The organism is Nonomuraea sp. SYSU D8015, from assembly GCF_008065375.1.
Classification (GTDB): Bacteria; Actinomycetota; Actinomycetes; order Streptosporangiales; family Streptosporangiaceae; genus Nonomuraea.
The window spans coordinates 1,235,145-1,255,743 of record NZ_VJYI01000001.1 but is presented as its reverse complement, the minus strand read 5'-3'; the positions used below and the strand labels follow the sequence as shown (position 1 = coordinate 1,255,743).

Sequence of the window (20,599 nt, the reverse complement as noted above, 5' to 3'; positions counted from 1 at the left end):
GCTCATGAGCGAGTTGGAGAGGCGCCAGACGGGCGCCGCGGTGGAGGCGAGCGGCGGCGTGTTGGAGACGGCGGTGCGTTACACCATCGTCATCGCCCAGCTCACCATGGCCGGGATCAAGTTGCGCGGGCTGAGCCAGCAGGTCCGCTCCACTTACCGCTACGTCGAGGGCTGCTCGACGTCGGTGGATCGGCTGGCAGAGCAGATGGCGTCGCTGACCGTCGACCGCGACACCGTGGGTGAGCACCATCAGGCCGCGGCCGTCATGCGGAGCGTGCTGAACGAGGCCGAGGCGATGGCGGAGGCGGCCGAGGACCTGTCGACCCTGTTCCAGCAGGCCGCCGACGCCCACGAGGGCGACTACGGGACGGTCGCCGACGCCGCCACCCACATGCCTGTGCCGATGGCTGAGGCCGAGTTCTACAGCAACCGCTGACCGAAGGAGACGATTGTGGCCCGGCCTGTGAACCCGCCAGCACTGTCGCCCGTGGAGGTGACAGTGCCGCAGTGGCACGCGCTGACCAAGATGCAACGCCGCGTGCAGGTCGTCCGCAGCGCTGTGGGGCGCGTGGCCACGCTCGCCGGCGCTGCGTCCGCTGCGGCGGGTCTGTTCACCGGCCACTGGACCGGCGTGTCCCTGCTGGCCGACGCGGCGCTCACTCTGGGCGGGCTGGCCACGCTGCGGCTGTGGAAGCCTGATGGCCACCAGAAGGCGACCGCCACCGTGCTGTACCTGATGCCTGGCGGCAGCCTCGCCTGTCTGCTGGTCGCCGAACAGTGGGTGCCCGGTATCCACCCGCTCGAGGCAGCGGCGCTGGCCACCTGGACGGTGGGAACGTGGGTGGCGCGCCCGGCCGACGTCGCCCGCCGTATGGTGTCCCCGCCGCCGCGCGTCCCGTCAACCACTGTCGCGCCGCTGCCAGCCGAGGTGTGTGACCATCCGGCAGCGCGCTGGTGGGCGCAGAAGGTCGCCATCGACGGCGGTGCCGCCCCCGGCACACTGCTAGAGGACATCGAGCGGACCGGCGAGACAGCCGTGCGGGCGGTGGTCCGCTCCGCCGTCCCCGGCCAGCCGGTCCCGGACATCTCGATCATGCGACTGTCGGCGCTGATGGACGTCCCCGAAGACCTGATAGCCATCGGGCCGGTGCCCGGCCGTGGCTCCGCCTATCGGCTGCTGCAGGTCGGCCGGCCGGACGAGGACGTCACACCGGCCGCGGTGTGGGCCAACCGGATCGCCCCGGACGCCATGCCCGGGACCGTGCTGACCAGCGTGCGCACCGGCCGGCCCGCCGACCGCATAGACGAGGAGGGCTGAAACATGAGCGCGGTCGCTATCCCCGACGGCGAGATCGTCGAGCTGATGCTGGAAGCGCCGCCCGGCCAGGTCGTCAAGTACGACCACGAGGCGCTGTGCTCGGCGCTAGGCGTGGAAGACGACCCTGGCCGGGTCGTCGTCGAGGTGCACGGGCGCCGCGCCATCGTCACCGTCTACCCGGCCAACCCGCTCGCGGTCATGCCGCCGCCCTCCCCCGCCGACATGCTGATGGACCGGCATGGCCGGATCGTGGTCGGCCGCCACCACAACGGGCGCCCGGCCCGGCGCAGGCTTTTCGATAAGCGGACCGGCAGAGCCCAGCGGGCGCTCGTGTTCGGTACCACCGGCGCCGGCAAGTCCCGGATCGTGCAGTACGTGATGGCGTGCGAGAAGCGCAACGGCATCGTCACCTGGTACGGCGACCTGAAAGGTGGCCAGTCCGCGCCCGAGGCCGAGGGAAACGTCGACTGGTTCGCCACCACGCAGGAGGAGGTCATCCTCATGCTGCGGTCGGCAGTCGCGGTCGCCTCGCTCGCCCGGCAGCCCCGCTACTGGAAGATGGGGCGCAACACGTTCCTGATCGGCGACCCCGACCCGCTCATGTCGGTGCGCCTGGACGAGGCCAACCGTGCGCTGGAGCGGGGCGCTCCTTACCGGGACGAAGCGGCCTATCTGCTGCGGGAGTTGAGCCGTGCCGGCGGTTCGCTCGGCGTCGGCGCTGAGCTGGACGCCCAAGCCTCCCACCTGGAAGAGCTCGGCGGCAGCGACACGCTGCGCGCCATGTTCAAGGAGGGCGAGGTCACGCTGCTGCGCTGGACGTCCACCGTCATGCAGCAGCTGGCCAAGGACGGGCTGCTGGAGCCGGGCACGCAGCTCATGCCGATCCCCAAGCAGCTCAAGCAGCCTGAGCTGCGCAGCCAGTTCGACGCGTACGACGACGATGACGACTTCTGCGACACGCAGGGCATGGCCTACCTGCTGACGAGCTTGACCCCGACCAGTCTGATGCGGCATTGGCGGATCGGCTCTATCGAGCCGCTGCCCGGCCTCGACCCGGAGATTCTCGCCCTGTACGGCCCCGGAGAGCCCGCCCGGCTGGAGGAAGCGTCGTGGGAGGCCGCTGGCGAGGCGTACGCCGCCCGCCACGACCCTGCCGCCATGGCCGCGCTGTGCCAGGCGTTGCGCGACGAGTACGCCGAGAAGGAGCAGCGGACGCAGTCGGCGGACGGCGACTCTGCTAGCCGCGGCGGGAGGAAGAAGAAACGCCTGGAGGACCGCGTCGTGACTGCCCTGGCCGCCGCCGAGGACGCGCTGACGGCCGAGGAGATCCTCGACGTCGTCAACCAGGACGGCGGCCGCGAGGTTCGGATCGGCTCGGTCCGTAACACGCTGGTCGCGCTCGCCAACGACGAGGAGATCGCCCGCGTCGGCCATGGCCTGTACGCCCTGAACCGTTGACGTCCACCACCACGGCACCCCCAGGAAGGGAGATCACAGTGAACAGCCTGTATCGGATCCCCGCTGGCTATTGCGGCGGTGTGATCCTCACGGCGCTCGTCGGAAGAACCGGCGCCGACGCAAACCCGCTCCTGACCGTGCTCCTGATCGCGGTCGGCGTCATGGTCACGGCTCTCGCGATCCTTGTGATCGTCGGCGTGGTGCGCTTGGCCGGCGCCCGGCCCGCTCAGTTCATCCGCAGAGACGAGGTCGGCCGTGGCGGACGTCGACCTGGCCACTGACCACCGCCCGCTGTCGTGGCTGGACGCTGGCCTTTGCTCCCAGACGGACCCGGAGGTGTTCTTCCCGGAGAAGGGCGCCTCGCCGAAGGTGGCCAAGCGGGTGTGCCGATCCTGCGAAGTGCAGGCAGAGTGCCTGCAGTATGCGCTATCAAACCCACCATCTAGATCACCATGGAGAATGTCATGTCATCACCTACCCCGGTCGTCCGCCGTCGGCGTCTGGCGCCGTCGCTGAGCGAGGTGCTGCTCGGTCTCGCCGGCGCGCTCGCCACCACCACCCTGATCGCGGGCGCCGCTGCGGCCGCGGCGTTGCGCGCCGAGAAGACAGGCAGGCGAGGTGCACGCCGTGACGTGTGACGTCGCCCGCTGTTGCGGCCCCGGTCTCTGGTGAGGCCGGGGCTTCTTCACACCCCACTGTGTCCGTTTTGTACAGTTTTCAGGTGTGGTGACCTGGCACGGCCCTGACGGCATCCAAATCGACGCGATCACCCTCGACCAGCGTGCCGTCCTCAAAATCACCCAGCAGATCAACGGGCGAACCTACACCCTCGGCTACTGCCGGCACCCCCGAGAGGTCGCGGTGTACGTCGACCTCGCCGACCTGGTCGAAGTCATCCCGTTCCCTCAGGGGCATCGCCTGGCCTCGCGGCCTTCCTGAGCGCCATCTCCGCCTTGATCGGGTCGTCCACCGTCTGCCACCAGTCCAGGTCCCGCAGCTCTTCCATTCGCGCCAGCCGCGCCAGGCGCGCCCTCTGTAGCTCGTCGGCCAGCCCTGGCGGGATGGTCGCCTCTCCGGCCGCTACAGCGACACCGGACGGCATGAGGGAGATAAGCCGCTGCACCTCGGCATCCGCGGCGTCGTAAGCCTGCTGCGCTTTGATCGCATCTGGCGGGATGTCGTAGTCGGCCATGGTCTCCCCCGTGGTGCGTGTGGTTCGAGAGGATCCTAGACCGAACACCCGTGCGGGCCAGCGGCCGGCCCGCTGTGGTTGGCCGGATGCGGACACAACCGTTCGGCAACCCCGCTGCAATCCCCGCCGTCACACTGTTGTCACGTTCCATCCCCCTACTCTCAGGAGTTCGCCCGTGTTCAGACGTCTCGCTCCCGCCGCTGCCGCCGGGACGGCCCTGCTCGCGTCCACACTGGCCGCCGCACCCGCTCAGGCCGCCGCGCCGGCGGTTCAGATCGTGAAGGTGTACTACGACAGCCCCGGCGCGGACCGGCGCTCCAACTCCTCCCTCAACGCCGAGTACGTGGTGCTGAAGAACACAACGAGGAAGACGATCCAGTTGGAGCGCTGGGTGTTGCGGGACGAGACCGGTTACAAGTACCGGTTCGGCCCGTTCACACTCAAGCCGGGCAAAACGGTCACGGTCCGCAGCGGCAGCGGAGAGGACGGCACGTCGACGGTGTACTGGAACCGCAGGCAGTACGTGTGGAACAACGACGGCGACACGGCCAGCATCCACCGAGGCTCAGACCTGAAGAAGATCGATACCTGCTCGTGGGGCAGCGCCGGCGACTGGACCAACTGCCAGTAGCGCAGCGCAGAGCGGCCACCGCCCGAGGTGCGTGAAGCGGTCCTCCGGCTCTACGACCTCGGACGGTAGCCCTCCTGTGGAGGGGCGTGGGCGTCTGGCTGCACCCTGGTCAGAGGCTCAGACACCCACGCCGCAACTCCGACCTTCCCGCCCGGCTCCGTTCCACGCCGCCACCTGCCATTCGTTGCCCTCCAGTGGACAGTGAATCTTCCACCGTCATCGCATCGGCATATCCCCCAGGGGCAGCACGGAGATTGGCAGCAGCTTCACGGAGGAAAGCCATGATCAAGACACTTCACAAGATGGGCATCCGGTCCTCGTTCCTGTACACGTGCGGGATCGCCTCGATCGGGCTGTCGTTCGCGGCCTGGGCATCCTCACTCGCGCTCGAAACCACTAAGGGCATCGACAGGGCCGACCGTTGGGGGATCTTCGTCGGTCAGTGGGCTCCCACATTCTTCGCGCTCGGCTCCGGCCTCCACGTCGAGGAACTCCGCCAAGAACTCATGGAGCAGCGGCAGATCCCTGAAAGGGAGAGGGAGCCCGTACGGGCGCCCGCCGGCGCGTACGGCAGCTGACAAACGCGAAGAAGCCCCGCCCGCCTCCCTTGAGGGAGACGAGCGGGGCGTTCCGTGTCCGCCGTGGCCGTGAGTCCCATCCCCGGCCGACGGCGGACCATCCCAACGCCAGGGTGTGGGCTGCCCCAGCGCGGGACGTCTACAGCGACGTCACGTTCTTGTCCGAATGCGCGCCCGGCGGATAATCCGACGTGACCGGCGCCGGCGACACGTTCGCCCGCAGGATTAGGCCGAGCACGGCGGAGGTGAGCACGACGAACGCGCCCGTCTGCTGCTCGGTGAGCGGCAGCCCGAACGAGGCGAGCCCGGTCAGGATCGTGGACAGGGCGCCGGTGAGCGCGGAGACGACCCACGGCCGGGTGAGGAACGCGACGATGAGCGCGACCACGCCGTTGGCGATCGTCATCACATACCCGGACGTTTCAGCGGTGAGGCCGACCGCGGGCAGCGTGGCCAGGAACGCCACCAGGGCGTTGATGACGTACAACCAGACCGCGGGCTCGTACCCGAAGATTCGTACCTGCATGACGTCCTCCTAGTGGGCGGTGTAGCCGCGGGAGAAGTTGTAGCTCTTGGACTCGGATGCCGAGCCGAGGGTGATCCAGACGGTGTCCCACGGCGCGCCCTTGTCGCGCTGTGCGCCGTTGTTGAGGAAGTGTCCGCGATACCCGCATGCCACGTTGTGGTTCATGTAGACGGCGTGCATCTGGCCGTCGCCGAACACCGCGGCGGTTCCGGAGCCGACGTAGACGCGGATCGTGTGGCCGGCGGACAGCAGCAGTTTGCCGTCGGCCTCGACGACGCCCGGCAGCGAGGTGAGCGTGTAGTTGTTGCACTGGCCGGCGCCCGAGCCGCGGCCGTGCGCCCACGCGTCCTCCACGCGCAGGCCCTTGACGTCGACGGGCTCGGTGGAGGTGTTCTTGATGTCGATGAATTCCTGGTTGCGGTTCCACGGCTGGTCGGCGCCGTAGGCGTTGTAGCCGATCTGGACGATCTCCAGGCCGGGCACATCAGCGGCGGCGGAGGATGGCGTGGCGAGGCCTGCGCCGATGAGGAGGGCCGCCAGGGCGGCCACGAATCTGGTGCGCATAGTGAGGGCGCTCCTTTGATGGATGACATGAAGAAAGGCGGCCGTCACGGGTCCGCCTCCAGGTAGGCCAGCGCCGTTGCTGGCCGGTCAGTCGCCGACGCCCGGCTCGGGCTCGTCGACGCGTTCAGGCCGCTCCAGAGCGGCGTCCAGGGGCGGGTACGGGCGGAGATGCCACCAGCGGGCGAACAGGCCGTCCATGGCTACTTCACGCGCAGCAGCGCAGCCCACGTGCGAGGCCCGACGATCCCGTCAACCTCAAGCTTCTTCGACCGTTGAAACGCCTTCACGTCCGAGTCGAGGGCGGCGTCGAAGTCGGTCCGCTCGAGCCACTCCTGCAGCCCGTCCGTGCCGCCGTAGTGGGCCGGGTCGAGGCCGCCGCGGGCAAACAAGCAGGCGCGGACCGTTTTTACGTCGTAGTTGTTGGCGCCCTTCGCCAGCATGGGCAGCTTCTTCACGAGGTCCTCCACGGTCGACGCTGCCGGCGCGGCAGGCGGCTTGGTGCTGGGCTTGTAGGGCGGGTTCCAGAACCCGGCGATGTGCGTTGCTGACCTGACGCGGCGCTTGCACGCGTCGCCGGTGTTGCCTTCGATCGTGATAACCCGGCCGTCGTCAAGGACGTCTTCAATGACGCCCACGTGGTCGATCGCGGCGATCGTGTTGGTGCCGGCCCAGTCGAAGAACACGATCGCGCCCGGACGGGCATGCTTCTTCAGGTTCTCGACGGTGCCGGCGTACCACAGGCCGCGGTCGCGTCCGTCGTCGGCGTGCCACGGCGTATACGCCCGGTCTCCGGCCGGAAGGACGGCGGCGGCGTTGCCGGACTTGCGCGCCCAATACGTGATCGCCATGTTGCACCACGGCGCCTCAAGAAACGCTTTGCCGTGCCGGGCAGCGTAGTCGCGGGTGATGTGGTTCGGCCTGCCGGACAGGCCGAGGTCGGCGCGGCCCGCGGCCAGCATCTTCGCCGCCGTCATTTCTTCACCGCCGAGGTTCCCGCAGGCCCGTGGGGGATGTAGCCGAGGGATGCCACGCATGTACAACCGTCCACAGGTCCCCACGATGGGCATGTGCTGCGCTCGCCGTACGATCCGCAGCACGGGTTGCGATCCACCTCTGGGTCGTTGCAGCCGCACCGCTCGTGGCGGTGCATCCGGGTGACTGGCTGGCCGCATCCTTCGCACACCAGGAACGGGTTCGCGAACTCGATAAAAGTGTGGGTCCGGGTGCGTGTGATGGTCAGCATCACGCCCCCTCGCCGCGGTAGATGCCGTCATCGTCGGGCGGCCCGAACCGCTCCTTGAGCACGGTCTCTTCGTCGTCTTCCGTGGCTTCCCACGGCTGCCGATCAACTTTGGTGGCGGTGAGCTCGGCTTCGTTCTGCCTCACGGTGAGGGTGCTCCTTCCGGGTTGCAGGCGTAGGTGGTTGGTTCAGGAGGGCGGGGTGGCGGTGCATCGCCATGGTTTTCCGGTGACCTGGCCAGGCGGATCGGGCGGATAACAGTAGATCGGGTTGGCCTGCAGCCATGCCTCGACAGCTGCAGAGATCTGCTCGGCGGACGGAGGCGGCCCCGGGTCGCCCTTTGGGCCAGGGACGGTGGAGTCCTTGCCGTCCACGCCGTCTTTCCCGGGTTCACCTGCTGGCCCGGGCGGGCCTGTCACTGTCTCTCCGGGCTCGCCTTTTTCGCCGCGCGGGCCAGCAGGTGGCGGGTTCTCGCGTAGATACGCCGACACCGCCGCAGCAATCTCCGCCTTGCTCGGCGCCCGGCCAGACGACGGCGGGTTCTGGCGCAGATAGGCGGCGACGGCTGCGCTGATTTCGGCCGAGGTCGGCGGGCGGCCAGGCTCGCCCTGGTCCCCGCGTTCGCCGGGCGGCCCGGGATCCGGGGTCACCTTCGGTTTGCCGCCCATCTCCCGCACCTGCTCGGCGAGTACCTCGCTGTTGCGTTCCGCTACGTCCGCCCGCTCGCGCAAGTCGTGCATTTGCAGCATGATCGCGAAGATGACAGCGGCGAAGATGACAGCGGCGACGAGCGGCAGCGGCCACCAGCGCGGCTGCCGCGATCCCTCTTCCTTCTCGGCTGGCTCGTTGACGGTGGTGTCATCGGCGTGGTCGCGAAACAGCCCGTCGTCGTTGTGCCGGCCCATCATGTCCCCTTGTTCAGCCAGAGCTGGAAGAGCAGGATGACCAGCGGTGCGATGATCGACGTGAAAACGGCGAGGCCGATCAGCCGCTTGTAGTTGTCCCGTTCCTTCTTGTCGGCTTCGCGGTCGGCTTCGATCGCCGTGATTTTGCGTTCGTGATCGTCGAACTGGCGTTGAACAGCCTGCTGGTATGCGGCGAAGAGTTCGCTGGACACAACGCGATCAAGCCGTGAGTTGAGGGACGCGAACCCGGATTCGAGACTGCGGCGCAGGGCCTCCATCGAACGGTGGAGTTCCCACGGTGTCGGCTCATCGGGCACTCACGTCCTCCCTCGTGGACGATCCGGCGGAAGGCCGTGAATGGAAGTAGGTGTGCCGCCCTGCCGGAGCACCCTCAAACGCAGGGCGGCACGTCTCTGGGGTGTCCGCATCCGGCCACGCGGATTCGGGCCAACGTGAGGGACGATCGGAGCGTCCCCTTATCGGCCGTGGATCAGGAGGCGTGGATGGGTAAGGACAAGCCGATCGAAGTACGCAACGTCGGCAGGTCGGTGTCGAAGCCGGCGTGGACGGTCGGCGAGATCGTGTGGATGTGCTGCACGATGGGGATGGCGTATCCGTGGATTTGGGCGCGCCGCCGCAAGAGGACGACGATCACCAAGCATCGTTAGTCAGTCTTCAACAGAGCCTGCCACCACCGGCCGGTCGGGCTGTTCGCCGCGGCGGAGCCGCTCCAGTTCGGCGCGGAGTTCGTCGCGTTCGCCGGTCAGTGCGGCGACGTGGGCGCGCAGTGTCGCCGACTCGGTCAGCGCGTCGTTACGTTGCCGTTCGACCTCGCCGAATACGGCATGAATGTCAACGCTGATCGGTTCCACGTGTCCTCTTCCGGTAGGGGAGCCGCTCGTCGAGGTCCTTGTTCGCCTGGCGATGCCACTCGCCGACGGTCGTCGTGCCGCGACCTGTCCTGATCTCCATGTCCGGCCCGAACCGTGATTTGAGCGCCGCGAGCTTGGCGTGCGCGTCGACCTCGCCGTACTCCAGCCGGCCGTCCGCGGCGGCGGCGACCGGGATCCGCGCCTTGGCACCCGGCTTCGGCATGTCGATCCGCCGCCCGGATGCCTTGACGGCGGCGATCCTGGCGAGGTGCGCCTCCCGCACCTCGTCCAGGCTGGCCGCATTGTGCAGGGTGACCGGACGCCCGGCGCGGGCGCGCGCGACTGGATCGGTGCCGCGGGTGAGGTCCTGGTCGACGTGCGCGGTGTGGATCGCAACGTCGAGCAGCTGCTCGAAGTCGTCCATCGGCAGGCCGTACTCGGCAGCAACCTGGGGCAGCCAGTGAATCGGCATCACATAGCCGTGAAGAGTGCCGTCGTCCTGCAGCACATCAAACTGCCATCGGTCCACGCCATCACGATCATAGTGTTCACGGACATCAACGATCGCCGCCATTACATCCTCCATCCCAGATATGTCACCTCGTGGGGATCAACAGAAGAAGGTTGCGACTGCAGGAATCCGAACGACGATGCCCCGCCCCCGTTCTTGATCGCCGCATAGACGTTACTTCCGATGTCAAAGAACGAGATCACTGGGTAAATCGCCGAGTCCATCGTTCCACCGAAGAAGATCGTGTATCCGGTGGCGAAACCGCCGATTTGAGAACTGCCCCGGACCCATACGCTGTTGTTGCCCGGCTGTCCCAGCATTCCATGCATATCAAACCATGTGTCGTTCACTCTCAGTCCGGTATGCGTAAAGGTGGCCCCTCCGGTCGTGCGAATCAGCTCAACTATTCCAGGTGCCAGCTGCAGAAGCCCCTTTCTGTCGCCGACTGTCACCGACCCCATCTGAACAGCATCTACACCTGCTCCAACATGAGACGTAATGTAGTGGTAATCAAACGTGTTCTCGTAGAACCGGATTTCCGGATCAGCGCCGAAGTTCGGGTTGATCACAAGCCGTGCCGAAGAGCCGGATACCGTGCTTGTGAGTCGGCCGACCATGTCGACGTTGCCGTTGGTGGCGTCCAGGTTCAGGGTCTGGCTGCCGCCGCCGTCGTACAGCCGCAGGCCGTTCATGTCGAGTTCGACCCTGCTCCCCGACCCTGCGGACCGCAGCGTGAAAGAGCCGGAACTGGCCAAGTTGACGAGTTGTGTGCCGCCCGAATTGATGATCCGCAGCCCGGCCGTGTCCAACTCGACCCGGGCACCGCTCGCGGCCGACCTGAGCGTGAAACTGCCGGACGCCAGCAGCGACACCACCTCGGTGGTGCCGCTGAAGACCTTCAGGCCGGAGGTGTCGAGCTGCACACGTGACCCCGACGGTGCGCTGCGCAACGTGAATGACCCGGTGTTGAGCAGACTGACCAGTTCGTTGTTCCCGGAGTCGAAGCCGTGCAACCCGGTGGCGTTCAACACCACGCGCTGACCAGCAGACGCGGTGCGGATCTCGGCGCCGATCAACCAGTTCGACGAGATCGTGCCCGCCGTCACCTTGGTCACGGTCAGGTCCGAGATGTGGGCGTCGTCGATCAGCAGCGCCGTCGCGCTGGCCGACGCAGACGCCGCCGACCGGTTCCCCGCCTCGTCCACCGCGATGACCCGCACCCACCGCGCCGTCGTCTCCTCAACCTCGACCGTCGCGATCGCCGGGATCAGCGCCTGCATCATCGCGGCCGTCGCCGGCGTTTTGCCCTTCAACGTGGTCGAGTCGGCGGTGAATCCGCTGGTAGCACCGACGTGGATCTCCAGGTGTTGGAGATCCTTTTCCAGGTTGAAGGTGCCGCCCGTGGATTTGCCCAGGTTGTGGCTGATTTGGAGGGCGAGCCGGGAGCCGGCGACGGTCGGCGCGGCTGGCGTCGACGGCGGGATCGTGTCGGGGTTGGCTGTGGCGCTCACGGTCGCCGACCAGGCGCCCGCGTTGCCGGCCAGGTCGACGGCGCGGATCCGGAAGTCGTACGTGACCCCAGGGCTCAGGTCGTTGACGACGCCCTGCAGGTCGCCCCACGGCGCATAGGCGATCTCCCACGAGGTGGCCGGGGAGATGCCGTAGCCGATCTCGTAGTGGTGGCCGTCGAGGATCGTCGAGCCGTCAGTGTTGAGCGGCAGCTGCCAGAAGGCGATGATCCGGGCGCGGGTGTTGCCGAGCCCGTCCAGGTAGACCGACGTTTGGAACGGCGTCACCCAGGTGACGACGCCGGGAATGGTCGAGTCGGGGATCGGCCTGGGCCCGACAGGTTCGCTGCCCGCGTTCGTGAGGCTGCGGCCGAGCTCGCCCACCGTAATGCTCGTCGCACCCGACTCGAACCGCACAAAGGGGGTGAGATCGTGCCAGGTGCCGTCCTGGTGCCGGTAGGCGACCGTCATCTCCTCCGTGACCGGCCACGAACACTCCGCCACCCGCAACTTCAAGGGGTTGAACCGCTGTCCGCGAAACGTGACCTCCACGCTGGGGTCGACGATGCCTGAGTCGGGATCCCACACCCACACCCAATCCCCGACCGCGAAGGAGCCGCGCACCTCGTAGTCGTGGGTGGACAGCCGTAGCGCGTTGCGGGTGCCCGAGAAGCGGTTGAGCTGGAGTTGCGCCCTCGCTTGGGCGTTGCCGGTCGACGTGCCCGACTCGGAGACGAGACGGGTCCGCTTGACCGCCTGGCCGCGCAGATCAACGTACGGGTTCGACGCGATGTTCGCCGAGCCGGTGGCGGTCGCCTCCCCCTGGCCTTCGGCGAGGAGGACGACGCGGGTGGTCCAGTCCTGTACGTCCCGGGCCAGGGACATGTCGCCGGGCAGCCCGGTGAGGGCGAGGTCGTGGCCGTCGGCGCCGTTTCGGACGATCACACACTTTGGGGTGGTGGCGAACAGGTTGGCGGCTGGGCCGGCGTCGAGGGTGGCGTTGCCGTTGACCCGCCATTCGCAGTTGAACAGCTGGCACACGTAGTCGACAGCCTTGCGTTTGCTCTGCCACACGTGCGTGCCGGTATACGTGCCGGCCGCGCTGTACAGGGCGCCCTCGATGACCGCGGTGCCGGAGCCGAGGATGTCCCTGATGGCGTTGGGGAACGTCTTGCCGGTGATGTTGAGCGGCGTCTCGAAGATCTCGCCCTTGTCGTCGGAGTCGCCCAACCACAACGCCATCCCCTGGCCGTTGATCTTCTTCGTGGTGTCAAAGTCCCGCCCGGTGAGCACGCCGACATACCGGCCGGTGGTGAGCAGGTTGTCGCCGTACTGGGCCGGGTCGAGGCGGCCGGCCTGTACGGCGATGTGGCCGAAGAACGCCAGGCGGTCCAAGAGGTCTTTCGGGGTTTCCTCGACGAGGGTGATGGACCAGGAGCCGAGCCCCATCAGCGTCTCCGTGACCGGCACCTGCTCACCTCCGAATCGCGGCAGTCGTCTCGGGCAGCGCCGCGAGGTACTGGTCGCGCAGGTTGGTGGCTTGGTCGCCGGACACTGCGGAGCCGCCGCCGGCGACGACGCCGACAAAGAAGTCCATCGCCGTGGCCGCCGTCCGGGTCAGGCCTCCAGATGCGTGCGGGTCGAAGTTCCTCGCCGACCCGGCGATCGCCCTGTTGCCGTTGGCGTCGTCCGTCGACCGCACCACGTACGAGGTCGAGTCGGTCATCGTCTCAGCAGTGGCCAGATACACGCTGAGCGTCCCGGAGTCGCCGCGCTGGAAATACCCTTCGACGAATCTCGAGCCGCGCCGCAGGGTTAGGTCGAGGACGGCTCGGCCGACCGGCGACCGCGACTCCACCAAGCGCACGATCACCTGCTCCGGGTCGTTCCGCAGCACCGTGGCCGACTCCCAGCGGCTGATTTGGGTGCCGCCCACGTCCGCCCACCAGGTTTTCGGCCGCCACGCCGACCCGGTGAACGCGGCCACCTCCAACGATCCGCCGACGGTGAGGGGCCGCACCCGCACCAGGCCGTTGGAGAGCTCCCAGTTGTCGGTGGCCAGCGTGCTCCCGGTGCCGACCCGCTCGAACCCGGAGGACAGGATTCGGGCGCGGCCTCGCAGATAGTCCTCCACCGCGCACCCCCACCGTGGCGAGGTGTTGGCCGGGAGCGCCCGGTAGACGGTGATGGCGCCGTCCGTCGTCGCCCGCGTCATCGTGGACGGCGACGTGGAGCCGGTGTAGTAGCCGTAGGCGCCGACCGGCGGCGCATGCCACCGCTCCCCCGCGAGGCTGAAATCGTTGGCGCGCACAGCGCCACTGAGTCTGCTCTCCAGGTCGACGTCGGTGTCGCCGCCGTGCCTGGCCAGTGTGAGCTTCCAGGTAACCCACGCGATGGACTGCCTGAACCGGTCTGTGTAGTCCGCGGACGCGTCCGTGATCGTGTAGTAGCCGTTCCGCTCGGACTTCTCCTCCCAGATGGCGGGGACGAGCGAGCCGCGCAGCCCGAGCACGCCCTCCAGCCGCTCGAGCAGTTCGGTGCGGCTGATCAGCGGGGTGACTTCTTTGCCGTGGACGGTGAGGGTGCGGCCAGCGTCCCGGACAGTCTCGGATACCGTCATGGTCTCCCGCAGGGTGAGGCGGCCGAGCTGGAGGGTGCTCATCCTGCGTAGGCCTCCCGCTCGATGTCGCGCAGCCCGTCCCGCACCTGCACGAGGACCTGCCGCCACGCGTCCGGCCGCGACGGGTCGATGACGCCCTGGATCGGCATCACCAGGTCGCCGTGGATCACGACTCCGCCACCCGCGCCGCCCGCCGCGACAGCGGGTGCAAACGTGCCGGTGAAGGTAGGCGCCGGCGAAGCGACGTCGGTGAAGGCGCCGGCGACGGTGTCCGCCATCGTCTGCGACGCGGCTTCGAGCATGGGCAGGCTGTGCTCGATACCCATCACCAGGCCGGGCGGCAACTCGCGGCCGATCGCGGCGAACAGCTTCGACGGGGAGGCGATGCCGAGGGCGTCCTTGACCCATTGCGGCATGATTCCGGCGAAGAAGTTGTAGATGGCGTCGCGGAACCACTGCCACAGCGACTGGATTCCGTTCCACAGCCCTATGAGCAGGTCGCGACCGGCGTTGAACAGGGTGCCGCCCAAGTTTCCGAGCGCCCCGGCGATCTGCCCGGGGAGGTCGCGGAACCAGTTGAGCAGGTTGTTGATGCCGTCGGATACCGCGTTGCGGATGTTGTTCCAGGCGCCCGAGACGAACTCGCGGACGCTGTCCCACGCCTGCCGCCAGCGGTCGCCGATTTGGCCGAGGATGTTGGCGATCGTGTCTCGGATCTCGTTGATCCGCTGGCTGATGGCGGCTCGGATGTTGTTCCACGCCTCGGACACCCGGTCGAGGACGCTGCCGAGCCAGCCGCCGATCATGCCGGGGAGTTCGCCGAACCAGGCGATGATGCCGCGCACCCAGTCGACGCCGCGCTGGAACCACTCCCGGAATCCGTTGATCAGGTCGGGGATGATCGAATTGCCGATCAGGGTGTCGTACAGCCATTGGAAGACCTGCACGATCGCGTCGATCGCGACCTTGATGATCCCGGCCAGCCACTCGAAGACCGGGGCGAGCCGGTCTGCCAGCCACGAGATGACGTCGGCGATGATGCCGATCAGCGGCGTCAACACCGACGTGATCAGGTTGAGCAGCACCTCGATGAGCGGCATCACGGCGGTCACGAGCTGCGCGAACAACCCGATGATCGTCGTGAGGAGCGGGGCGAGCGCGTCGATCAATGGCAGCAGCGGCTGCAGGATCGCCATCACCAGCTGCATGAGCGCGTCGAGCAGCGGCATCAACGCTTGCAGGATCTGGCCGAACACGTTCGCGACCAGCGCCAGGATCGGGGTGACCGCCTGCACGAGGCTGACGAGCACGGGCAGCACGGCCTGCACCAGCGGCATCAGCGCCTGCACGACCTGCAATACGAGGCCGATGAGCGGCGTCAACGCCTGGATCGCGACGTCGACCAGCACCTTCAGGACCGGCATCAACGCGGCCAGCAGTTGGGTGACGACTCCGGCGAGGGCGGTGATGACCGGTGTCAGCGCGCCCATCAGCTGGGAGAACAGCGGCAGGAACTGGACCGCCAGTGGGACGATCGCCTGCAGCAGTTGCGCCACCAAGCCGATCAGCGGGGTGATCGCCGGTAGGAGGCTGAGGACCGCCTGGACGATCGCCAGCAGCGCCGGCGCCGCGGCCTGCAGGGCGGTGATGAGCGCGCCGCCGATCTGCTGCACCAACTGGACGATGACCGGCAGCACCGGCGTGAGCGCCTGCACCAGCATCGTGACCGCCTGGGCGAGGATTCCGCCGAGCTGGGCGGCGACCTGCGCGACCAGTTCGATCAGCGGGGTCAGGGCGGGGAGCAGCGCGGCGATCGCGTCGGCGATGAGCACGAGCGCCGGCGCGACGGCCCGCACCGCCTGCGCGAGGGCGTTGCCAAGCGCGGCAGCCAGTTGGCCGAGCGGGGCAAGTAGCGGTGTCACCGCCCGCAACAGCGAGCTGATCACCGTGAGGAGGGTTTGGCCGATCACTCCGGCGATCTGCACGACGATCGGCAGCAGCGGCGCCACCGCCGCGAGCAGTTGGCCGAACGCAGCGACGAGCTGGCCGACGATCGGTGCCGCGGTCTGCAGCAGCTGGGTCAGGATCGGCAGCGCGGCCGTCGCCAGGCTGCCCAGGACGGGGGCGAGGGATGCGGCTGCCTGCGCGAACTGGCCGATATAGGGGACGATCGCCTGCACCGCGGCCAGCAGCGCGCCGCCCAGCACCTGCAGGACCTGGCCGAGGACCGGAAGCAGCGGGGTGACCGCCTGCGCGATGGCGGCCCACGCCTGGACCAGTGCGCCGCCGAGCACGGCCGCGATCTGGGCGACGATCGGGATGAGCGGGGCCAGCGCGGGGATGAGCTGGCCGACGAACTGGCTGATGACCTGGGAGATGAGCGGCAGCAGCGGCTGGACAGCGGCGACCAGGGTGGTGAATGCCTGCACCAATGCGCCGCCGAGGACGGGCACGAGCGCGGTCGCGGTGTCGATCAGCGGGGTGAGAGCGGGCAGCAGGCTCGCCAGCAGCGCGGCGCCAAGCTGAATGGCCTGGGCGGCGAGCGGCGCCAGCGCGGCCAGCAACTCGCCGAACCCCGAGATGATCGGCGTGAGGAGCGGCGCGAGCGTGTTGATGGCGCCGACCAGGGCGGTCGCCAGGGTGTCGGCTACCTGGACGAGCACCGGCAGCAGCGGGATCAGCGCGCCACCGATCTGGGCGACCGCATTCAGGAGGGCTCCGCCCAGCGCGGCGGCGATCTCTGCGATGACCGGCAGCAGCGGCGTCAACGTGGCCAGCAACTGGGACAGCAGGACGGCGGCGAGCTGCCCGAGCTGGACGATCAGCGGCGACACGATCGCCGCCACTTGGCCGATCGCGGCGATGAGCGGGCCGAGCAGCGGGGTGAGCGCCGATACAGCCTGTAGCAGGGTGCCGCCGACCACCGCGACCAGATCCCCGAGGATGGGCAGCAGGGGAGCCACCGCGGCCAGAACGCTGCCGAGCACCTGCCCCAGCTCGGCCACCACTGGGCCGACCGATTGGAACGCGGTGGAGAGGTTCCGGGCGATCGGCGACAGCGCAGCCCCGAGGGAGGCGACCGCCTGGCCGACGCCGTCGACCACCGCAATAAGTCCGGGCAGGAGTTCCGCGGCGGCGACGCCGATCTGCAGGAACACCCCGGCCGCCAACTGCAAGAGCCCGGCCAGGGCGGTGCCGAGCGGCGTCAACGCCGGCCCGATCGCGGCGACAGCGGCGCCGAGCCCGTGAATGACGGCGATGATCCCGGGCGCGACCGCCTGGAGGGCGGGCACGAGCGCCTGCACCGCGCCGACCAGCACCGGCCCGAACGCCGTCGCCAAATCAGCCACGAGCGGCGCGAGCTGACCGATCCCGGCCGCGACAGCCGTGATGACCGGCACCAAGGCTTGGCCGACCTGCGCCAACGCCCGGAAGATGCTGACCAGCACCTGCTGGCCCTGCGCCGACTCCACCCAGGCGTGGGCGGCGTCGACGAGTTGGCCGAGCACACCGAGCGCACCAGCGCCAGCGTCATCGAGCGCGGAGAAGACGCCGCGGATGATGCCGCCGACGTCTGCGATGATCGCGCCGAGTTGTTTGAAGACGTCGACCGCGCCTTGCATCCACTGGAAGGCCCGCCCTGACAGGGCGGCCTCCTCCATGAACTCGCCGAACCGGGCCGCCACCGCGGCGATGCCGGGCGCCAGGTCGGCGACGAACAACGCGCCCGATATGGACAGGGCGCGGAACCCGTCCAGCAGCGGCTGGATCGCCGGTGTCAGGTCCTCTACCGACCGCTTGGTGGCGTTGAAAATCGCGGTGATCGCGTGGATGGTCGCGCTCTCGCGGATGAACTCGACGACCTCGAGCGCGGCCTGCCCGAACGCCTGGGCCACCCCGGTCATGCCGTCGTCCACTGCGTGGATCGCGGGCAGCAGCGACCACATCTGGCCGATCAGCGGCTCGAACAGGGCATCCTGGACGCTGCTCTTGAGGTCTTGGAACGCCGGTGCCATCTGGAACAGCTCGTAGCTGACGAGCTGCGCCGCCCGGCTGAGGTCCTTGGTGGCCCCGATGAACTTCAGGTAGTTGCCGCTGATCGCCGCGGCGAACCCGTCTGCGACACCGTGAAGCGCCAGCTTGAGCGTCCCCATGGCGCTCGCGCCGAGCAGCGCGGCCCCCGGTAGGGCGGCCAACGCCCCGGCAGCGGGGGCGAGCGCCGCAGCGAGCGCGCCGACGCTGACCGCGGCGGATGCGGCGCTGGCGGCGAGGGTGGCCATGGCACCCGCGGCCACACCGAGCTTGCCGAGTTCGGCGAGGAGGCCGCCAGCGGCGACCGTGGCGTTGCCGAACCCGCCGGCCAGCCCGGACACGCGGGGCGTGATGGCGTCGAACACGCGGGCGGCGGTGTCGCCGATGCCGCGCAGCCGGTCGCCGAACCCGTCGTTGGCGCCGTCGCCGGCGGCCTCGCCGAGCCGGCGGCCCTCGGCGTGGAAGCGTGGGCGTTCTCCGCGCAACCGGTCAGCGGAGCCGCCGAGCTGGTCACCGAATTCGTCGTTGAAGCCGTCGCCGGCGGCTCGGCCGTGCGCTTCGGCGGCGGACACGAATCGGCCGCGGTCGTCGTGCCAGCGGCCGAGCGCATCCTGGGAGAAGCGGGCGCCGAACTCGTCGCCCGCGTCGGAGCCGGCCCGGCCGAACTCGGAGCGGACATCGTCGCGGACGCGGTCGGTGTCGGCTCTGACCCGCACGAACGCTTCGGCGAGAGGGGTGCCAGGCATCGACACCCCCCGCCGACTTTCCGCGATCTACTTGGCGAGGGCTGCTACGATCCGCATCCGCTCCTCACGGTCCTGCTGGGTGCGGCGGACAGGGCGAGGCGGGCCGTACAGGTCGTCGAACTCGGCGTGCGGGTCCGCCTCGATCCCCTTTGCGCCGGCGAACGCGAGCAGTGCGGCGGTTTGGAGGAAGTCGGTCCGCCACTCGATCCACAGCGCGTGGATCACATCGAGGTAGTCGGCGAGGGGCAGGTCGGTCAGCCGTAGGAGACCACTGGAGGTGTCTCCTCGACCGGTTTCTCCTCGACGGTGGCCCGCGAGAAGGAAACGACCTTCGCAGTAGCCGGGTCGTTCGGCGGCCCATCGGGCAAGCTCGAGGGCCTCTGTGTAGGGCGGTTCGTGGCCGCCTCTGTCGCGTCCTGCATGATCCCTTTGAGGATTTCGACCAAGGTTGCGTCGTCGGTGCGGTGGCGGCGGCAGTGCGCCCGGAACCGCTGGTAGGTGCGTTCGCCGAGCAGGCCGAGGAACACATCAGCGATGATCGCCACCCCGGATGGGTCCTGCGAGTCGATACCTGCGGCGGCGAGCCGTGCGTACTCGGCGAAGTCCATCGTGCTGATGGCACCCTCGCCTTCGAATTCGACGCCGTCGAGCTCGAACGAGACCGCGGGTACCGCGTTCTGGCTTGCCGCGGCGGGCGGCTTGGAGGTGTAGGAACGCTTCGCCATCACGCGGCCCTCGCTGTCGCCATAATCGCCTTGAACGCCTTAGCCGCGGCCGGACGTTCCAGCTTGAATTCGCATCTGATGGTGGCCTTGGCGGCGCCCTTCGCGCGGGAGACCTCCATGTTGCCGACCTGCAACGCCTTGCGGTACACCCACCTTTCGGTGTGATCTTCGCTTTCCCAGCCGAGCATGGTTCTGACTTCTTCGCCCAGATCCGGGGGTTCGAAGGTGACGATGCCAGTACCGGATGTGATGGTGCCGCCGTTGAGGGCGCGCTTGAGGTTGGCCGCCGTCATCTCGGCCAGGCTGAAGCTCAGCGACAGCTCACGCGAGGTGAGGGCGACCGCGACCGGGTCAAGCTCTTCGGCAACCTCGACGTTTTCCGAGTCGACGCTGTAATTGAACGTAGAGCCTTCGTCCGTGTAGCCGAGCTGGATCCAGTTCGCCGAGACGCTGGCCCACGGCGTGGTCAGGTCGGCCGGCTCAGGCGTGCCGAGCACGGCGATGTATAGCGTGCCGGGCCCGAGCGCGAGGTTGGCCGGGTTTCCACGAGGCATCAGGACTCACCTTCCTTGCTGCTGGTGGCCTGGCCATCGGCGGTCTCAGGCTCGTCATTGCTGGGCTTCTCCGGGGCGTCGTAGCCGTCGGGTGCGCGCACCAGGTCGTGCCAGCCGTACTGCTCGACGTGGCCGGGCGGCACGTGGTCGCCGGGGTTGAAGGCGCGGGAGAACTGGTCGCCGATGAACAGCGGCTGCTCGGCGATGTAGTACGGCGGCGTCGCCGGAGCCTGCTCGACATTCTTGTCAGCCTGCTTGGACTGGCGGGAGGTAGCCATCAGGACACCTTGAAGCAGCCGACCGTCACCGACGTGACGCCCGAGTAGGTGATGTCACACTGGCCGTCCGCCTTCGCGAACACCCGCGGGACGGGAATCTTCCACCGTTCCCCGGCCGGGATCGCCACAGCCCGATCGCCGATCGTCAGACCGTCGAACAGGCCTGGAGTGACGAGAGTGACGGTCACGGACGAACCGCCGCCGTTGTTCACCTCCAAAAACACGCCGTCACCGGCGGCGCACGTGTCGCCGCCGCCAGCGGCCGCGGTGAGAACCGATGCTGATCCGCCGGGGACCAGCACCTGCAGGGGTAGAGCCGCCATATCGTCCTCCAGGTCAGG

Annotated in this window: 27 protein-coding genes; 9 read left to right on the top strand and 18 right to left on the bottom strand. The window is 68.4% G+C overall.

Annotated features, from left to right (window positions below; genetic code table 11):
• Nucleotides 1-4: 4 nt before the first annotated feature.
• From ID574_RS08160 to ID574_RS08130, 7 genes are all read left to right on the top strand, one after another.
• The gene (locus tag ID574_RS08160) at nt 5-436 is read left to right on the top strand and encodes a hypothetical protein (protein ID WP_188188076.1); all 432 of its coding nucleotides are present in this window, start codon (nt 5-7) and stop codon (nt 434-436) included.
• A gap of 15 nt (nt 437-451) precedes the next feature.
• A complete protein-coding gene (locus ID574_RS08155; RefSeq protein ID WP_188188075.1) occupies nt 452-1,318 on the top strand; it encodes a hypothetical protein in 867 nt (288 codons plus the stop codon).
• A 3-nt stretch (nt 1,319-1,321) separates the two neighbouring features.
• Entirely contained in the window at nt 1,322-2,776 is a 1,455-nt protein-coding gene (locus ID574_RS08150) for a transfer protein (RefSeq protein WP_188188074.1), read from the top strand.
• Between the two features lie 38 nt (nt 2,777-2,814).
• Nucleotides 2,815-3,057: a hypothetical protein gene (locus tag ID574_RS08145; RefSeq protein WP_188188073.1), complete on the top strand. Its 243-nt coding sequence runs from the start codon at nt 2,815-2,817 to the stop codon at nt 3,055-3,057.
• The gene (locus tag ID574_RS08140; RefSeq protein ID WP_188188072.1) at nt 3,032-3,292 is read left to right on the top strand and encodes a WhiB family transcriptional regulator; all 261 of its coding nucleotides are present in this window, start codon (nt 3,032-3,034) and stop codon (nt 3,290-3,292) included. The genes ID574_RS08145 and ID574_RS08140 overlap by 26 nt, the downstream gene beginning before the upstream one ends.
• On the top strand, nt 3,241-3,414 hold the full coding sequence (locus tag ID574_RS08135) for a hypothetical protein (RefSeq protein ID WP_188188385.1): 174 nt from the start codon (nt 3,241-3,243) through the stop codon (nt 3,412-3,414). The genes ID574_RS08140 and ID574_RS08135 overlap by 52 nt, the downstream gene beginning before the upstream one ends.
• Before the next feature lie 85 nt (nt 3,415-3,499).
• Complete coding sequence (locus tag ID574_RS08130) at nt 3,500-3,715, top strand: transposase (RefSeq protein WP_188188071.1); 216 nt, start codon at nt 3,500-3,502, stop codon at nt 3,713-3,715.
• On the opposite strand, the gene ID574_RS08125 is transcribed toward ID574_RS08130, so the two are convergent.
• Nucleotides 3,669-3,968, bottom strand: a complete 300-nt coding sequence (locus ID574_RS08125; RefSeq protein WP_188188070.1) for a hypothetical protein — start codon at nt 3,966-3,968, stop codon at nt 3,669-3,671. The two genes, ID574_RS08130 and ID574_RS08125, sit on opposite strands and share 47 nt — an antisense overlap.
• Before the next feature lie 175 nt (nt 3,969-4,143).
• Here ID574_RS08125 and ID574_RS08120 point away from each other — a divergent pair, with 175 nt between their 5' ends.
• Nucleotides 4,144-4,599 carry a lamin tail domain-containing protein gene (locus ID574_RS08120; RefSeq protein WP_223166462.1) on the top strand — a complete coding sequence of 152 codons (456 nt, stop codon included), beginning with the start codon at nt 4,144-4,146 and terminating at the stop codon, nt 4,597-4,599.
• A 281-nt stretch (nt 4,600-4,880) separates the two neighbouring features.
• A complete protein-coding gene (locus ID574_RS08115; protein ID WP_188188068.1) occupies nt 4,881-5,177 on the top strand; it encodes a hypothetical protein in 297 nt (98 codons plus the stop codon).
• Between the two features lie 139 nt (nt 5,178-5,316).
• Here ID574_RS08115 and ID574_RS08110 read toward each other — a convergent pair whose 3' ends face one another.
• From ID574_RS08110 to ID574_RS08030, 17 genes are all read right to left on the bottom strand, one after another.
• Entirely contained in the window at nt 5,317-5,703 is a 387-nt protein-coding gene (locus ID574_RS08110; protein WP_188188067.1) for a hypothetical protein, read from the bottom strand.
• Nucleotides 5,704-5,712: 9 nt separating this feature from the next.
• The gene (locus tag ID574_RS08105; RefSeq protein WP_188188066.1) at nt 5,713-6,267 is read right to left on the bottom strand and encodes a lamin tail domain-containing protein; all 555 of its coding nucleotides are present in this window, start codon (nt 6,265-6,267) and stop codon (nt 5,713-5,715) included.
• 200 nt (nt 6,268-6,467) lie between these two features.
• Nucleotides 6,468-7,241, bottom strand: coding sequence for a peptidoglycan-binding protein (locus ID574_RS08100; RefSeq protein ID WP_188188065.1), 774 nt, complete (start codon nt 7,239-7,241; stop codon nt 6,468-6,470).
• A gap of 268 nt (nt 7,242-7,509) precedes the next feature.
• Nucleotides 7,510-7,653, bottom strand: a complete 144-nt coding sequence (locus tag ID574_RS08095) for a hypothetical protein (RefSeq protein WP_188188064.1) — start codon at nt 7,651-7,653, stop codon at nt 7,510-7,512.
• A gap of 42 nt (nt 7,654-7,695) precedes the next feature.
• Nucleotides 7,696-8,415 (bottom strand): hypothetical protein, encoded by a 720-nt coding sequence (locus ID574_RS59575; protein WP_223166461.1) that lies wholly within the window; start codon nt 8,413-8,415, stop codon nt 7,696-7,698.
• The gene (locus ID574_RS08085) at nt 8,412-8,729 is read right to left on the bottom strand and encodes a hypothetical protein (RefSeq protein WP_188188063.1); all 318 of its coding nucleotides are present in this window, start codon (nt 8,727-8,729) and stop codon (nt 8,412-8,414) included. The genes ID574_RS59575 and ID574_RS08085 overlap by 4 nt, the downstream gene beginning before the upstream one ends.
• A gap of 173 nt (nt 8,730-8,902) precedes the next feature.
• The gene (locus tag ID574_RS08080) at nt 8,903-9,067 is read right to left on the bottom strand and encodes a hypothetical protein (protein ID WP_188188062.1); all 165 of its coding nucleotides are present in this window, start codon (nt 9,065-9,067) and stop codon (nt 8,903-8,905) included.
• A gap of 13 nt (nt 9,068-9,080) precedes the next feature.
• Nucleotides 9,081-9,284 (bottom strand): hypothetical protein, encoded by a 204-nt coding sequence (locus tag ID574_RS08075; RefSeq protein ID WP_188188061.1) that lies wholly within the window; start codon nt 9,282-9,284, stop codon nt 9,081-9,083.
• Nucleotides 9,265-9,858, bottom strand: coding sequence for a hypothetical protein (locus ID574_RS08070; RefSeq protein WP_188188060.1), 594 nt, complete (start codon nt 9,856-9,858; stop codon nt 9,265-9,267). The genes ID574_RS08075 and ID574_RS08070 overlap by 20 nt, the downstream gene beginning before the upstream one ends.
• A complete protein-coding gene (locus ID574_RS08065; RefSeq protein WP_223166460.1) occupies nt 9,858-12,533 on the bottom strand; it encodes a phage tail protein in 2,676 nt (891 codons plus the stop codon). The genes ID574_RS08070 and ID574_RS08065 overlap by 1 nt, the downstream gene beginning before the upstream one ends.
• A gap of 244 nt (nt 12,534-12,777) precedes the next feature.
• A complete protein-coding gene (locus ID574_RS08060; protein ID WP_188188058.1) occupies nt 12,778-13,965 on the bottom strand; it encodes a hypothetical protein in 1,188 nt (395 codons plus the stop codon).
• Entirely contained in the window at nt 13,962-18,701 is a 4,740-nt protein-coding gene (locus ID574_RS08055) for a phage tail family protein (RefSeq protein WP_188188057.1), read from the bottom strand. Before ID574_RS08055 ends, ID574_RS08060 begins: the two co-directional genes overlap by 4 nt.
• A gap of 27 nt (nt 18,702-18,728) precedes the next feature.
• Nucleotides 18,729-18,926: a hypothetical protein gene (locus ID574_RS08050; RefSeq protein WP_188188056.1), complete on the bottom strand. Its 198-nt coding sequence runs from the start codon at nt 18,924-18,926 to the stop codon at nt 18,729-18,731.
• Nucleotides 18,927-18,955: 29 nt separating this feature from the next.
• Entirely contained in the window at nt 18,956-19,429 is a 474-nt protein-coding gene (locus ID574_RS08045) for a hypothetical protein (protein ID WP_188188055.1), read from the bottom strand.
• The gene (locus tag ID574_RS08040) at nt 19,426-19,980 is read right to left on the bottom strand and encodes a phage tail tube protein (RefSeq protein ID WP_188188054.1); all 555 of its coding nucleotides are present in this window, start codon (nt 19,978-19,980) and stop codon (nt 19,426-19,428) included. The genes ID574_RS08045 and ID574_RS08040 overlap by 4 nt, the downstream gene beginning before the upstream one ends.
• On the bottom strand, nt 19,980-20,258 hold the full coding sequence (locus tag ID574_RS08035) for a hypothetical protein (RefSeq protein ID WP_188188053.1): 279 nt from the start codon (nt 20,256-20,258) through the stop codon (nt 19,980-19,982). The genes ID574_RS08040 and ID574_RS08035 overlap by 1 nt, the downstream gene beginning before the upstream one ends.
• Entirely contained in the window at nt 20,258-20,581 is a 324-nt protein-coding gene (locus tag ID574_RS08030) for a hypothetical protein (RefSeq protein ID WP_188188052.1), read from the bottom strand. Before ID574_RS08030 ends, ID574_RS08035 begins: the two co-directional genes overlap by 1 nt.
• Nucleotides 20,582-20,599 lie beyond the last annotated feature (18 nt).